14 protein-coding genes are annotated in these 14,223 nt (G+C 41.1%); 6 read left to right on the plus strand and 8 right to left on the minus strand.

Annotated features, from left to right (window positions below; all coding sequences use genetic code 11):
- Positions 1-201: 201 nt before the first annotated feature.
- The 3 genes from dnaQ (at position 202) to nudC (ending at position 4,169) form a co-directional block, all read left to right on the plus strand.
- On the plus strand, positions 202-1,623 hold the full coding sequence (dnaQ, locus tag RR876_RS01710) for a DNA polymerase III subunit epsilon (protein WP_332477542.1): 1,422 nt from the start codon (positions 202-204) through the stop codon (positions 1,621-1,623).
- Between the two features lie 126 nt (positions 1,624-1,749).
- On the plus strand, positions 1,750-3,393 hold the full coding sequence (locus RR876_RS01715) for a chemotaxis protein (protein ID WP_332477541.1): 1,644 nt from the start codon (positions 1,750-1,752) through the stop codon (positions 3,391-3,393).
- Positions 3,393-4,169, plus strand: a complete 777-nt coding sequence (nudC, locus tag RR876_RS01720; RefSeq protein WP_332477540.1) for an NAD(+) diphosphatase — start codon at positions 3,393-3,395, stop codon at positions 4,167-4,169. Before RR876_RS01715 ends, nudC begins: the two co-directional genes overlap by 1 nt.
- Positions 4,170-4,210: 41 nt before the next feature.
- Here the strand turns inward: nudC and RR876_RS01725 are convergent, their stop codons facing one another.
- From RR876_RS01725 to RR876_RS01735, 3 genes are read right to left on the minus strand one after another with little or no spacing between them, the layout of a single operon-like run.
- Positions 4,211-5,095, minus strand: coding sequence for an alpha/beta hydrolase (locus tag RR876_RS01725; protein ID WP_332477539.1), 885 nt, complete (start codon positions 5,093-5,095; stop codon positions 4,211-4,213).
- Entirely contained in the window at positions 5,085-5,768 is a 684-nt protein-coding gene (locus tag RR876_RS01730; RefSeq protein ID WP_005399779.1) for a BON domain-containing protein, read from the minus strand. The genes RR876_RS01725 and RR876_RS01730 overlap by 11 nt, the downstream gene beginning before the upstream one ends.
- Before the next feature lie 60 nt (positions 5,769-5,828).
- On the minus strand, positions 5,829-6,236 hold the full coding sequence (locus tag RR876_RS01735; protein WP_332477538.1) for a YraN family protein: 408 nt from the start codon (positions 6,234-6,236) through the stop codon (positions 5,829-5,831).
- 329 nt (positions 6,237-6,565) lie between these two features.
- Between RR876_RS01735 and rsmI the strand changes: the two genes are divergently transcribed.
- Complete coding sequence (gene rsmI / locus RR876_RS01740; RefSeq protein ID WP_332477537.1) at positions 6,566-7,411, plus strand: 16S rRNA (cytidine(1402)-2'-O)-methyltransferase; 846 nt, start codon at positions 6,566-6,568, stop codon at positions 7,409-7,411.
- 212 nt (positions 7,412-7,623) lie between these two features.
- Here the strand turns inward: rsmI and RR876_RS01745 are convergent, their stop codons facing one another.
- From RR876_RS01745 to RR876_RS01760, 4 genes are all read right to left on the minus strand, one after another.
- Positions 7,624-8,553: a LysR family transcriptional regulator gene (locus tag RR876_RS01745; RefSeq protein ID WP_178896125.1), complete on the minus strand. Its 930-nt coding sequence runs from the start codon at positions 8,551-8,553 to the stop codon at positions 7,624-7,626.
- Between the two features lie 95 nt (positions 8,554-8,648).
- The gene (locus RR876_RS01750) at positions 8,649-9,467 is read right to left on the minus strand and encodes a peptidoglycan DD-metalloendopeptidase family protein (protein WP_332477536.1); all 819 of its coding nucleotides are present in this window, start codon (positions 9,465-9,467) and stop codon (positions 8,649-8,651) included.
- 153 nt (positions 9,468-9,620) lie between these two features.
- A complete protein-coding gene (gene surE, locus RR876_RS01755) occupies positions 9,621-10,391 on the minus strand; it encodes a 5'/3'-nucleotidase SurE (protein WP_332477535.1) in 771 nt (256 codons plus the stop codon).
- 472 nt (positions 10,392-10,863) lie between these two features.
- Positions 10,864-11,568 (minus strand): DUF1003 domain-containing protein, encoded by a 705-nt coding sequence (locus RR876_RS01760; RefSeq protein ID WP_332477534.1) that lies wholly within the window; start codon positions 11,566-11,568, stop codon positions 10,864-10,866.
- Between the two features lie 247 nt (positions 11,569-11,815).
- On the opposite strand from RR876_RS01760, the gene RR876_RS01765 reads away from it, so the two are divergent.
- The gene (locus RR876_RS01765) at positions 11,816-12,970 is read left to right on the plus strand and encodes a catalase family protein (protein WP_332477533.1); all 1,155 of its coding nucleotides are present in this window, start codon (positions 11,816-11,818) and stop codon (positions 12,968-12,970) included.
- 8 nt (positions 12,971-12,978) lie between these two features.
- Positions 12,979-13,254: an antibiotic biosynthesis monooxygenase gene (locus RR876_RS01770; RefSeq protein ID WP_332477532.1), complete on the plus strand. Its 276-nt coding sequence runs from the start codon at positions 12,979-12,981 to the stop codon at positions 13,252-13,254.
- 183 nt (positions 13,255-13,437) lie between these two features.
- Here RR876_RS01770 and RR876_RS01775 read toward each other — a convergent pair whose 3' ends face one another.
- Positions 13,438-14,202, minus strand: coding sequence for a hypothetical protein (locus RR876_RS01775; RefSeq protein WP_332477531.1), 765 nt, complete (start codon positions 14,200-14,202; stop codon positions 13,438-13,440).
- Positions 14,203-14,223: the final 21 nt, after the last annotated feature.

Below are 14,223 nucleotides of genomic sequence, written 5' to 3' on the forward strand. Positions count from 1 at the left end.
CCAAACAACTCGTATAAAATTTATTTTTTAGATCTGCCATTGTAGTAAAGCACGCCGCAGACACAAGGCGTTAATTTAACTTGAAATCAGTATAAATGTTACAAGAAATTAAAAAAGCTGCATCTTATACACTTCTCTAGTGCATTTGCGTTATACAATGGTGCCCGCTTAGTTTTAATTTTCAGTTTACGGAAGTTGTGTATGTCACAAACAATTACCCTGTATGTCGATGGTGCTTGTCGTGGAAACCCTGGTCTTGGGGGATGGGGCGCGTACATTATTACAGAAACTGAAGAACATAAACTGTGTGGCGGTGAAGACAACACCACCAACAACCGTATGGAACTCACCGCGGCCATTGAAGGCATTCTTTTTTGTCCAACCGACGCGAAGTTGGTAGTCTGGACAGATTCAACCTATGTCAAACGCGGCATTACCGAGTGGATTACAGGTTGGAAAAAGAAAAACTGGAAAGACGTTAAAAATCCAGATTTGTGGAAAAAACTCGATGCAGCCTGCCAAGGCCGTGATATCGACTGGCACTGGGTCAAAGGCCATGCAGGTCATGAAGGTAATGAAATGGCAGATCAATTGGCAAACCTCGGTGCCGATCAAACACAGGCTCAACTTCGTCAGTCTAAAACAACGACAACAGAACCGTCTGTAGATAAAAAAAAAGTTGAACCCGACTGGTTGTTAAACGACCCTTTTGGTTTGGGTTTTGATGACGAAGAAGCCGATGACAGCGAAGATTTAACCGAAAGTGAAATAGACGTTGCAGAACAAGAGCCAAGTTTAGTCGCTGAACCAGAACTTGCTACAACAGTGCCTTCTATTGAACAAACGCCTGAAGTTGTGGCAAGTGTGGATTTAACACAACTCAAACAACATCCACAAATTGTGATTACTCCACGTAAGGTTGAGGTCTTTGGACCTCGACAGCTCATCCTCGATACAGAGACTACAGGTTTTTATTATCAAGATGGTGATCGCATTATTGAAGTTGGTGCGATTGAAATGGTCAATCGAAAGCTCACAGGCAGCTCTATTCATATCTACATCAACCCGAAAAAACCTGTGGGCGATTCTGAAAATGTCCACGGTATCTCTGATGACTTTTTAAAAGATAAACCGCTGTATCAAGAGATTGCTGACACCTTATTCACCTATCTCAAAGGTGCGGAAATCATTGCGCATAATGCAAGCTTCGATATGAACTTCTTAGACATGGAGTTCAAGCGTGCAGGATTTGTTGCGCTTTCTGAAGTTTGTGCGGTGACAGATACCCTCGCGATGGCCAAATCTAAGCATCCGGGGCAAAAAAACTCACTTGATGCCTTAGTTCGCCGTTACGAAATTCCACAGCGTGACCGTACCTTCCATGGTGCCTTACTGGATGCTGAAATTCTAGCCGACGTTTACCTGGCTATGACGGGTGGTCAGGTTTCCTTTGATATGGATGCCCTATCGCATAGTGAACAACAAAATGGGCAAAGTCAGCGTCAAGCACTGAATATTGAACTGGCGGTAATTCACCCTTCTGCAGAAGAGCTTGAAGCACATGAGACTTGGGTCAAACAATACCAAGAAAAACATGGCACACCCTGCCTTTTTGCCAAATAAATTCTAAAGTTTTTGTTAACTTTTGTATTACAAGATTTTTCAGTTAGGCTATAGTGATGAACAAGTTGCTATGCCTTCTTTGGGCCGCATATAAACACGATAAAACACTAGGATAGGTGCAGATCAATGTCTTACCAAACCTCTATTCATTTTGATCCAACGGCGCTGCTGATAATAAAAAATGAAGTGGATAACTCCATTAAGCTGGTTGAATCAGCTGTGAGCACCTTAGCAGAAGATCAGACTTTACCTTTTGGGATTGACGATGCATTAAACCAATTTGAGCAATGTGCTCAAGTGCTTGCATTGATTGATATGTCGAGCTTGGCCAAAATTGCTGAATATTCCGCAGAGCTTATGCGCAAGATCATGGGGAATCCTGCACAAATTAATACACAAGATGTAATTGCACTCAGCGAAGGCACAACCATGCTGAAGCGCTATATTGAGTTTATTTGCTTAAGAGAAGTGAAAATTCCACAGTTTTTACTCGATACCTTAAACCGTCTTGAAATTGCATTGGCAAAGCCTTTAACGCAAGAAGGTCAACACATCGAGTCCTTACTGGACTGTATCACCCCAGATTTTAGCCTCCCTCAAGCGCCAAGTCTTGAAAAATCACAATATGTTCACCGCCTGTACAAGCTGTCTTTAAGTCAAATGCTGAAGCAAGAAGAAAGCGAACTTGATTTACAAGCAATGAAATTGGTGGGAACTTATTTAGCGGGTCTAGCAGAACAAACACCGAGTAAACAGTATTGGAACTTGGTCTATGTTGCACTCAATCAAATTGAACAATTGCTCATTAATGAACCACGCTTACGTACTCTGATTAGCATCGAACGTAACATTGCACAGTTCTTTACTGCGCCAGAAGGCTTTAAAGCCAGCCTCACAGATTTTGCCAACATTCTAAGCCTGTGTATCAGCCAAGAAGACGAAGTGTCTCAACACATCCGTGGCAAACTCAATATTGGTGACGACCTACTCACAGATACGCAGCTTCAAGTTTTCAGTCGTCATCTGTATGGCCCTGATTTCGACACGATGCATACCATTAGTGATTTGGTGACCACCGAAATGTCGCAAATCCGCAATGACATTGAGTACAACTATCAAAACATGACGCCTGAAAAGACCCAAGAGCTCCAAACAAAACTGGTCGATTTGGCGAACATCTTCAGAGTGTTGAACTTAAATGAAGCGCATAATGACTTAAATCGTCAAGCAGCATCACTTAGTCAAGCAGATATGCTGAAAGATGAGGGTTTTGCGCAACAGTTGATGAATGTGATCTTATCGGCAATGAACTCCATTGGAGTGCTAGAACGTCACCATACTTCAAGCCGCCTACAGCTTCGTGTCAACAACATGAATATTTCACTAGACCGTTTAGATGAAGCCCATGCTGCGTTGTTGACAGAGGCTAAAACGTCTATTGACTTAAGTAGTCAAGCGTTGGCGCAATATCAACAAGAGCAAGATTTAACTGCACTTGAGAACACCTCTGCACAACTACGTGAAGTTGCGGGCGCAATGCTGTTCTTAGGCGCTGAAAATGGTCAAACTGCTCTGAATATTTCAGCAGATTTTGTGCAACAACAAATCACAGCTGAAACTGCGCTCACTGCCGCTCAGGTGAATCATGTGTTGGACGCACTCGCAAGTGCAGATATGCTGATTGATAACTTAAAAAACAAACAGCCTGTATTACATAGTATGTTTGATGTAGCATTGGACAGTAGCCAAAAACTAAAGACTGTTGCCTAATGTCAGAACTTTCACTTGCTTATATTTTCCAACAACAACAACTGTTGGTGGATCATAACTTTCAATTGCCTCGTGTAGAAAAGCTAGCAAGTGATTTAAGTTTTCACTCGGGTGATCAAGTGATTGCCCGAGACCTGCTAGACAATGAGCCGATTCCTGAAGGCTTAGAACTCGTCCCAATTCGTCAGTTGCTTCCACTCTGGAGTACCGAACAATTCGAACAGGCCAGCCGAGCTATTCAACTGCTAGAATGGCGTCGCAATCATAAATTTTGTAGTCATTGCGGCCACGCCACAGAAGCGCATGCCAGTGAATATGCCATGATCTGTCCTGCCTGTGGTTATCATCAGTATCCACGGCTACAACCCTGTGTCATCACCGTCATTACACGAGGTGCAGATGAAATTCTGCTGGCAAAAAATGCGCGTAATACCCGTAGCAATATGTATGGTTTGATTGCAGGCTTTGTTGAAGTCGGTGAAACCTTAGAAGAAGCGGTACGCCGCGAAACCTTGGAAGAAGTCGGCATTCAAGTTCAAAATATTCAATACTTGGCGAGTCAGCCTTGGCCTTTCCCAAGTAACTTAATGATTGCGTTTAAAGCGGAATACGCGTCGGGTGAGCTTTGCTTACAAGAAGAAGAAATCAGTGATGCTCAATTCTTTAAGTTTGATCAACTGCCTGAAATTCCGTTCAAAGGCAGCATTGCACATGCCATGATCATGCATGCGACACAAGGCACAACAGTCGCAGATGATACACGTGAGTGGCTCTAAGCTCACTCACCATACCTACAAATACTCATTTTAAAACCCAATTAGTGCTTAAGCGCATCCTCGAGCGCCTGCATAATTTTTTGCTTGGTCGTGAAGTAACGACTAAACAAACTCGATACCGAACCAATCATTGAAATATGACCGATGCGCGGCACCGTCCAAAGTTGACTGTAGTTGCCTTTTTCTTTCAACCTACGATCCAAATCAACGGCATTGCTCAACCCGACGACATCATCATTCTCTGCAACCAACAGATAATGTTTAACCGTATTCGACTCGACGAAATAATATGGCATCACTTCTTGATAAGGTCTGTTCTGATCAAAAGCATCTGCACAAATTGGATCGCCTTTATAGTCGAAATGATAAGGGCCTGCCAAACCAATAATGGCGGTAATTTGACTACGGCATTGTATTTCATACGGTTTCGGATGATAGAGCGCAGACATCACATTAAACGCGCCAGCAGAATGCCCCATCAACACCACTTTTTCAGTCGAAATTTGATATTTAAGCTGATGCACATTGAGATAATTTAAAGCCAAACTGAGATCATCAATAGAGGCAGGAAAAATATGCTCAGGCGCCAAGTGATAGTTAATCACCGCCACATCAAAGCCTTCTTTGGCAAAGGCTTCGCCAATAAAGCGATAATCTTTTTTATCACCATGCATCCACGCGCCGCCATGCACAAATACAATCAAAGGCCGGTGTTCGCGCGGTGTTTGTGTACGAAACAGATCTAAACGGTGTCGCGCGCGTAACCCATAGGCTACATTTTCTTGGACCGAATAACCCTTACGCGGCGTTAAACGGTTTAAGGCATAACTACCGACATCATAAATACGAAACTCACGATAGAGTAATCTTGCATACTCTACCGAACGATTCAGTCTTTGAACAAAAGGCTGAAGCTTATTGAACATTATTTGGCTCAACTTGGTCTGGGTCTATCGCAACAGGCGTTTGCTCTGTCGGTGTTGAATTGATCATTGGTGACGCAAACGCACTGGTCGTTTGGGACTGTTGCTCTATATTATCCACCAGTGTGATAATTTTAGTCACATTCCCCACTTGCTGTAAAACTTGGTTTAAATCGGTAATTTCAGCACCATTTAAACGTCCCATCACATATAATACGCCATCTTCGGTGTGAATACGGACTTTCGCATCTGAAACAACAGCAGCTTTCATGATCAAGCCACGTGTATTTGCCGTAACTGAGGTGTCTTGCATGATGGTGCTATAACTAATTTGGTTTCCAACTGTAATGTAGTTATGCACGGTTTTGACATCCGACATCGCACGTACATTGTCTTCAGCCAACTGACGTAAGTGTTGATCAGGTACTTGTCCTGTTAACAAGACATTACCATGAAAACTTTCGATATTGACACGTGACTGTTTAAAACGACTGTCCAATTTATATAAGTTAATTTTTGCAGTACGCTCAATTGAAGAGTCAATAAATACCTGCCCTAATGAACGTGCACCACTTTCTGTTCCTACAGCGGCTGTTCCTGTCCCACCCGAAATGAAACTTGCACATCCAGATAAACTTGCGACGCATAATACGGTCATTGCAATACGATTGAACACTCAGCAAGACTCCTCAACTTTTCAAACTATTTTAATTCAGCATTTCAGCTTTGATTTTGTTCAAAGATTAATAAAGTCTTGATCAAAAGTAAAAGCATTTTCTATCCATTGCTGATCATAAGTGAATTTTGAAAAATCTTGCTGTATGGTTTTTGCAATTTCTTTAAAAAAATCAAAACAAATCACATCAAAGCGGCAATAATATTGCTGGAAATGTGGATGATCTTGTAAAAATAACATGGCCGTTTTTGCTATTTTGCGTTGTTTTGAATAGGAAATTGTTTCAGCAGCCTGCGCAAAACGCGTTTTTGAACGTGCTTTGACCTCAACAAAAACCAATTCCTGACCTTTTTGTACAATCAGATCAATTTCGCCAAAGCGCGAGTGATAATTTGACTGTACATGAACATAACCCTGTTCTTCTAGCACAACCAAAGCTTGTTGCTCTGCCCATTGTCCCAGTTTCATCTCTTTATCTTCCCTACTTTGTTTTTATTTTTTAATGAGCACATTTCGAAAAACTCAATATCGATCAAAAATCTCAGTTTTTGATGTTTAAAACCACTGCTGTGAATCTCCCGAACCAATCATATCGCTTCATTCAGTGTTTTAAAGCCTTCTTGGCGTTTAGATTTCAGCCGAATGTCTTACTGACTCCTGCAAATCCATCGCAGACTACATTCTAGCTCACGCCACGACGGACAATTCAGGTAGAATGCTTACGCGGTATCGGTTGAATGCACCAAAGCACTCGACTCACCCCATCCTTTTATTATTTTGCAGCGCGGAGAAAACCCATGAGTGCCCAGTTATTTGTAGTCGCAACCCCTATTGGGCACTTAGATGACATGACTTACCGCGCAATTGATGTACTAAAATCAGTCAAAATCATTGCTGCTGAGGATACACGAACTTCAGCACAATTACTGAAACACTTTAATATTCAAACTCCACTTACTGCATGCCACGATCATAACGAAAGCAACAAAATTGACATCCTTATTCAGCGTTTGTTGAAAGGTGAAGAGATGGCGCTTATCAGTGATGCAGGAACACCTCTTATCAGTGATCCAGGCTTTAAATTGGTTCGTGCCGCACAAGAGCATAATATCCGCGTAATCCCTGTACCAGGCGCTTGTGCTGCGATTGCTGCTTTAAGCTCAGTGGGCTTACCAAGTGACCGTTTCAGCTTTGAAGGTTTTTTGTCTTCTAAACAAACCCAACGACTGGCAAGTTTGGAAAAGCTCAAAGACGAAACGCAAACCCTGATTTTTTATGAAGCACCGCATCGTATTTTAGACAGTGTCAGTGACATGGCCAAAGTCTTTGGTGCGGACCGCCCTGTCGGTTTTGCACGTGAAATTACCAAAACCTTTGAAACCATCAAGAAGATGACTTTAGGTGAGTTGGTTGAATTTATTGCAAACGATCATCATCAACAAAAAGGTGAAATTGTGCTGGTTGTCGGTGGCGCGACCACTGAGAAAGATATGGCGCAAGAAAAACTCGACCAACTTTTAACGCGTCTCTTACAAGATTTGTCAGTGAAAGCTGCATCACAATTAGCGGCTGATTTGACCGGCATCAAAAAGAAAATTGCTTACCAACGTGCTTTAGAATTAACACAAGATCAGGCCGAATAGGCTTCGATAGCTTGAGCTTGAAATAAAAGTATTGCTTTTTTTGAAGGAAAAAAATAAAGAGCAACAGACGTAAGTGCTTTGGCCTTTCTCTGCTGCTCTCCATGTTAAGCGGATCCATGTGAACCGCTTAACTCAAATTATGTAGTTATATCATTTAAAATTTATAAGCATTTGTATGGGTTGACTTATCGTCAATTACAATCTCTATCGAATTAGCTCGCGTCTTGGTAAATACGACCGCCAGGTAGTTGGCAAAAGTATTGTTTCAATGCATCCAAACAACGATGGATCTTCATCGGTTGTTGTTCATGCTTTGAAATGATGGCATATAGCGTAAAGTTAGGGAGCTTCCACTCTGGAAGAACTTCCACTAAAGAACCGTTAACCAATTCTTTTTGCACATCCAAATATAAAATACGTGCAACCCCATGCCCATGTTGGCATAAAGTCTTTGTCACTAGAATATTATTACTGGCTACTCTTGATTTCATCTCAAGTTTAACTGCGTCACCTGTCACCACATTTTTAAAATCAAAATCATGATTATTTTTCATAATCGTGATCGGAATAAGATCATGATTTTTCAAATCTTCAGGTCGTGAAATTGGTGCAGACTGATTCAAATAGCTCGGTGATGCAACCAAAATCTGTTCCACACGCGCCAATGGCACGACATGTACGCTTTGATCGTCAACCGTTGGACTCATTCTTAAGGCAATATCAATTCGCCCATTCATCAAATCCACATAATGATTATCTGCTTCAATATGAATAGATAATCCGCGATGTGCAGACATCCAATGCGACAAAGCAGGAATCACATGATTGGCACCTAACTCTGGCGTAGTGGCTATTCGCAGCTCACCCACGAGATCATCGCGCAATTCATTGATACGTATTTTGCCACGTTCAGCAGCGGCGAGCATTTCTTGACAGCTGTGGAAAAAAGCTTGGCCTGCTTCAGTTAAATTCAACTTTCTTGTTGAGCGATGTAAAAGAACAACTTCCATCTCTTGCTCTAAAGAACGAATTTGCTGACTCACAGCACTTGTAGTGATGCCTAACTCACGCGCAGCACCACTAAATGAACTCTTTTCAACAACACAAGCAAAAACACCCATTGCCCGTAGTTGATCTAACATAAAATTCTCTCTGGATTCATGAGAAGTTTTCATCTATTTGATAAAAACAACTCATTGTATTATACGGTGAATTTTTTGCGTTGCATCCAGATTTTTTAATTTAATGGTAAAACTATAGTCGGATTGATTGGCTTGCCATCTAAGCGTACTTGGAACTCTAACATGGTGCGCGTTGCACCTGTGGAGCCCATTTCAGCAATTTTCTGTCCTGCCGTCACATTTTGACCGCTCTTCACATTCATCGCACTGTTGTGTGCATATGCTGTGATATAACCATCAATATGCTTAACCAAAATTAAGTTCCCATATTCTTTCAATCCGTCTGCTGCATACACCACTTGGCCATCTGCTGCTGCATAAATTGGATCACCTTGGTTACCAGCATAGCGAATACCTTTTACATTATTTGCTAAATTATAACCTTGCAAAACAGCGCCATTACTTGGTTTTACCCAGCGTAAAGTTGAACTTTTCGAGCTCACAACAGGTGCGGTCGGTACTTTAGCAGGAGTTGTTGTGGTTGTGGTGGTCGTATTTTGACTCGGGAGACCAACATTTTGACGTTGAATTGGAGCGGTTTGTGTAATAGGTTGCGTTGTAGTTGTACGTGGGCTACCCGAGCCTTTTAAACGTAATGACTGCCCCACATAAATACGATACGGCGCAGCAATATCATTCATGTCTGCAACAGAGGTATAACTCAGCCCATAACGAGTTGCAATACCGCTCAGCGTATCGCCTGAACGAACTGTATAATAGTCTGGTGCTTTCGCAAAACGTGTTGCATTGTTAACCTGTGGTTTAGAAGCACAACCACTCAAAATAACAGTTGAAACTACAGCTGTGGATAACACGACAGTTTTCAGCAGTGCTGTAGGAATTGCAATGAAACGAATTTGAGCCAACACAGACATTTATCTTACTCTCTAAAAATACAAAAAATAATAAGTTTAATTTGCGCTAAGATTAGCAAAAAAGTATGTGAAAATAGTATCTCTGCGCGTATTTTCACAAAGTTATAACAAACAGCTCAATACATTCCTTGTATTGCTCAGCTGTAGCGTCTTTTAAGCACTTATTTGCCCTTGTAATGCATGCAAAACTTCATAATTGGTTGCATCCATCTGAATAGGCGTAATACTGACAAAACCATTCGCTACGGCGAAAAAGTCTGACTCTACCTCATCATAGCCTCTTTTCGGTTCTATCACTGCTTCACCTGCAAGCCCAATCCAGTACACTTGACGACCACGCGGGTCAACATGACTGCTAATCGGCTTAGACTGACGACGACGTCCTTGATAGGTAATTTTAGCGCCCTGTAACTCAGCTACATCAGGAATATTAATATTTAAAATATGGCGTGGTGGTAGTGCGGGCAAACCTTGCTTCACAAAATCATGCACCCACTGTGCGGCATGATGATAATCTTCTAGGTGGTTGTACGATCGCACTTCAGGGCCCGCAAGTGATACCGCAATGGCTGGTTGTTTCATCAGTCGCCCTTCAAAAGCTGCTCCAACTGTACCTGAGTAGAGTACATCATCACCCAAGTTTGCCCCGCTATTGATGCCACTAACAACCAGATCAAACTCAAAGTCAAATAAGCCATTCATGGACAAATAGACACAGTCCGCGGGTGTACCATTGACTGCCCACATATCCGGTGCAATTTCGATTGGGCGTAAGGGTCGATCTAAAGTCAAAGCACTAGAAAAACCACTACGTTCACTTTCGGGTGCTACAATCACCACGCGACCTAATGGACGTAAAGCATGTGCGAGCGCTTGAATACCTGGTGCAAAAACACCATCGTCATTGGCTATTAAAATATTCACTGATGGATCTTCTTAAATCTATATGAGTCGGTAAAAAGCTTTATACACCTAATTTATACTCGTCTTCGTCTTTTTAATTTGCAATTAAAACAGGTAGATTTACGGGTAGCTTGAAAAAACTAAATTTTTAAAGCGAAAAGAAAAAGCTATAGAGTCCTCGATGCAGAAAGACTATACATTGAGATCAGGCAATCTGAAAAGATGAAATCATTGATCTGGGTGAGTACTTTAATCTTGCATGAGCAGAGTGCAAAAAAGAGAGAGCCTAAAAACAGAAGAAGCTAAGCACACTTTTAAAGTGTTTACTGGAGAGTACGTCTTCAAAAATATAGATCTCTCGATCCTATAAAACCACTTCCCCATTACTTAAAAAAGAATTATAAAGCAATGAGTTAAAAAATCTAAGAGAGCGAGTCTAGCTATGACTCACTATTATAAAAACACGCTTTAAGTATGAGTATGTTGAACCAAGTTATTCGCGTTTTTTACTCATTTCGGATAACAAATCCAGTTGTATTTCTTGTATTTGGGCTAACCTATTCCACTGATGCATCAGTAGATGATCTAGTTTTTCATTTAAATGTTGAATTTCTAACTCTGCCTTTAAATTAATTTTATAATCATTTTGCGAGCGCAATCTGTCTTTGGCTTCCTGTCTATTTTGGCTCATCATAATCACAGGAGCTTGAATCGCTGCAATACAGGATAAAATTAAATTTAATAGAATAAAGGGATACGGATCGGCAGGGTGCGTAACCATGACCACTGTATTGACAATAATCCAAATGGCTAGGAAAGTCGCAAAGCACATGAGAAAAACCCAACTACCGCCAAAGGTCGCAATTTTATCTGCCAGCCTTTTCCCTAAAGTCCAATTTTGATCCAACTGATTTTCAACATTTTTGGTGATCACTTCATGTTGTTGCAAACTTTTAATCACCTCATATTCAAGATCAGTCACTTCCCCCTTTTCAGACTTTAACAGGGAATGAACATACTGAATTCGATATTTGGTTAAGTCTGCTTGGCATATATAACTTTGAGGCGACCATTCTGGAAAATCATGTGAAATTTCTTCGGTAATAGATTTTCGTATTGCCCCCATAGGAATGAGGTTTTTAATGAGGAATTTCTGCCCACAGACTAAACATTCATGACTTTGAATTTTTTCGCTCATGCTCGTTCTCTTTTATAATCATTATTGGTTTTGGGGAGATAAACATCATCGAACAAATTTTGAACCAATGTCAAATTTTCAGCACCTCTAAGATTAGCTCCTCATTAAGATTTTTCTAGACAGTAGCCATGAATAAAAAAATGCCACAGATATAATCATGATTCTGTGTCTTAAATAAGGCTAAACAAGTTCATATCATCAGGCTAAAAATTAAAAAAAATCCAGCTTTAGAGCAAGGAGACAATCAATGCCTAACTCCGCAAGGCCTATGCGTTTAGGTCTACTTTTTCACGCCATATTACTCACAGGTGTCGCAGCTAATGTAGATGCGAATACACCCTCTGTAGTGTTGAGTTCTTCCAAAAATTTTATGTATCCAGATATAGATCATGGTCTAAGTGAAAGTCTTTATCCGAATGAGGCCGCCACTGCTAAAGAAATCGCGAATATCATTGAAATGACGATCCGAAAACAATATGCCACAGATATCGCACTACGTGATGCACACCCTAAAGCACATGGTTGCGTACGCGCAGAATTTAAGATAAACGAGACATTGCCTCCAAATATGGCTTATGGTGTTTTTATTCCGGGGAAAACTTATCAAGCATGGATTCGTTTTTCGAATGGATCGAGTAATGCAAAACAGGCGGATATAAAAAAAGATGCACGCGGCATGGCGATCAAACTTTTAGCCGTGCCAGAGAAAAACCTTTTAGATGAACCTGCGCCTACGCAAGATTTTATCATGATCAATCACCCTGTATTCTTTGCCAATGACCCTGCTCGTTATCTATCATTTATGCAAGATATCAATAGCGATCGATTTCTAAAAAAACTGCATGTCCCTTTTGCATTAGGAGCTAAAGGAACTTGGATTGCCTTGAACACTAGAAATAAAATTTCAAATCCACTGAAAACCAGATACTGGTCTATGGTGCCCTATCAGTTAGGAGTTGGCGATCATCGTCAAGCAGTAAAGTACTCTGCTCGTGCATGTTCAAGCGTTGTTAGCCCGATTCCAGTTACTCCTCAAAAGGACTTTTTAAGAGAGGCACTTCGAACGACCTTACAAGACCGTGATGCCTGCATGGAGTTTTTAGTACAACCTCGAACATCCAACTCAATGTCTGTTGAAGACTCGATGACGGAATGGAAAGAAGATAAAGCCCCTTTCTATAAAGTAGCCACAATTCGTATTCCTCAGCAAGTTTTTGATACCCCTGAGCAAAATAAGTTTTGTGAAAATCTTTCCTTTACACCATGGCATGCATTAGCTGAACATAAGCCACTGGGTGCGATAAACCGAATGCGCAAAGTCATATATGACCAGATTAGTCGCGTCAGACATGAGATGAATTCGGCTAAACAAACAAACGCTAACAATGTCGGAGATCAATAAGGAGTCCTATGGTTAAACTCAATGGCCTGTTAATCTGTGTGTCTAAAGAAGAAGCCCATCTGGTGATGAAACTCCTTCCAGAACATATTGAATTAACTCATCAAGAAGAAGGCTGCATTTCTTTTGAGGTCAAGCAAAGCCACGACCCTTTTATCTGGGAGGTGCTAGAAGTTTTTGATAGCATGAAAAGTTTTAAGCATCACCAAAGTAGAACAGCCTCATCCATTTGGGGAGTGAAAACGCAAAATATTAAACGGCAGTACAAAATATCTGAGGGTGAATAAGGTTTAAGTTTCTAGCTATAAAATGACACTTCTATGACTAGAACTTGAAATAGCCCTCAAATGAAAGCTATCTCTATTCAGATCATAAATTTTGAAAATGTTCTGTACTAAAAAACATGATGAAGAATAGCAGTTTTTGTATTGATCATCATGCATTGAGCAGGTGTTAAAGCTGAGAGCTTTTTAGTGAGCGATAGCTGCTGCTTTGGGTTTAAAAGCCACCAAACAAAAGACAATAAAAGCACATAGAACAAAGGAAGCGCCAAATCGACTCAGATCTAGTCCTCCATGGCTAATGGGCTTATCTAGGAAATCCCCCAGTACGGCACCTAATGGTCGTGTGAGTACAAATGCAGCCCAAAATAAGAAAGTTCTAGAAATTTTGGTCCACATATAAAGCATCGTCAGCAATAAAAGCAAACCGCCAAAGATAAGTGCTGCACTGGTATAGCCCAAACCTTGCGTATCTGCTGTCCAATCCCCTAGCGCTGTGCCCAATGTTTGAGAAAACATGATGGTCAGCCAATAAAACGCTTCACTTTTAGAAGATTGAATACTCTGTACCGCAATTGACCCGCTGCTGTAGTACCACACCAATAAAGATAAAATAAGCAGGCCAAATAGGATTAAGCTGCCACCTAAATAGCCTAGTCCTAAGGTACGATCAACATAGTCCGCTATAGTTGTCCCTAGAGTTGTTGTTGCAATAATTGTAGACCAATAAAAAAATGCATTATATTTTTTGGCCTTAATCTGTGCTGCGACGAATATTGCAAAAATAACGGCAAAGATGCCCGTACTTACGATATATCCCAGATTAAACGACATGGATAAAGCATCCCCCGCTGTTTCACCCAGTGTTGTTGCCGCAATTTTAATGATCCAAAACAGCAAAGTGACTTCAGGCACCTTGCTCAGCACCTTATGCAGTGTTTTTTCTTCAGTCATGATACACACCCAAACCTTATT

Origin of the sequence: Acinetobacter sp. (assembly GCF_036666595.1) — a bacterium.
Classification (GTDB): Bacteria; Pseudomonadota; Gammaproteobacteria; order Pseudomonadales; family Moraxellaceae; genus Acinetobacter.

Coding starts and splice junctions, on each gene's coding strand:
- RR876_RS01715 (WP_332477541.1), top strand. CDS start 1,750: ATGTCTTACCAAACCTCTATTCATTTTGATCCAACGGCGCTGCTGATA.
- rsmI (WP_332477537.1), top strand. CDS start 6,566: ATGAGTGCCCAGTTATTTGTAGTCGCAACCCCTATTGGGCACTTAGAT.
- RR876_RS01735 (WP_332477538.1), bottom strand. CDS start 6,236: ATGAAACTGGGACAATGGGCAGAGCAACAAGCTTTGGTTGTGCTAGAA.
- RR876_RS01765 (WP_332477533.1), top strand. CDS start 11,816: ATGCCTAACTCCGCAAGGCCTATGCGTTTAGGTCTACTTTTTCACGCC.
- RR876_RS01770 (WP_332477532.1), top strand. CDS start 12,979: ATGGTTAAACTCAATGGCCTGTTAATCTGTGTGTCTAAAGAAGAAGCC.
- RR876_RS01745 (WP_178896125.1), bottom strand. CDS start 8,553: ATGTTAGATCAACTACGGGCAATGGGTGTTTTTGCTTGTGTTGTTGAA.
- dnaQ (WP_332477542.1), top strand. CDS start 202: ATGTCACAAACAATTACCCTGTATGTCGATGGTGCTTGTCGTGGAAAC.
- RR876_RS01725 (WP_332477539.1), bottom strand. CDS start 5,095: ATGTTCAATAAGCTTCAGCCTTTTGTTCAAAGACTGAATCGTTCGGTA.
- RR876_RS01775 (WP_332477531.1), bottom strand. CDS start 14,202: ATGACTGAAGAAAAAACACTGCATAAGGTGCTGAGCAAGGTGCCTGAA.
- RR876_RS01760 (WP_332477534.1), bottom strand. CDS start 11,568: ATGAGCGAAAAAATTCAAAGTCATGAATGTTTAGTCTGTGGGCAGAAA.
- nudC (WP_332477540.1), top strand. CDS start 3,393: ATGTCAGAACTTTCACTTGCTTATATTTTCCAACAACAACAACTGTTG.
- RR876_RS01750 (WP_332477536.1), bottom strand. CDS start 9,467: ATGTCTGTGTTGGCTCAAATTCGTTTCATTGCAATTCCTACAGCACTG.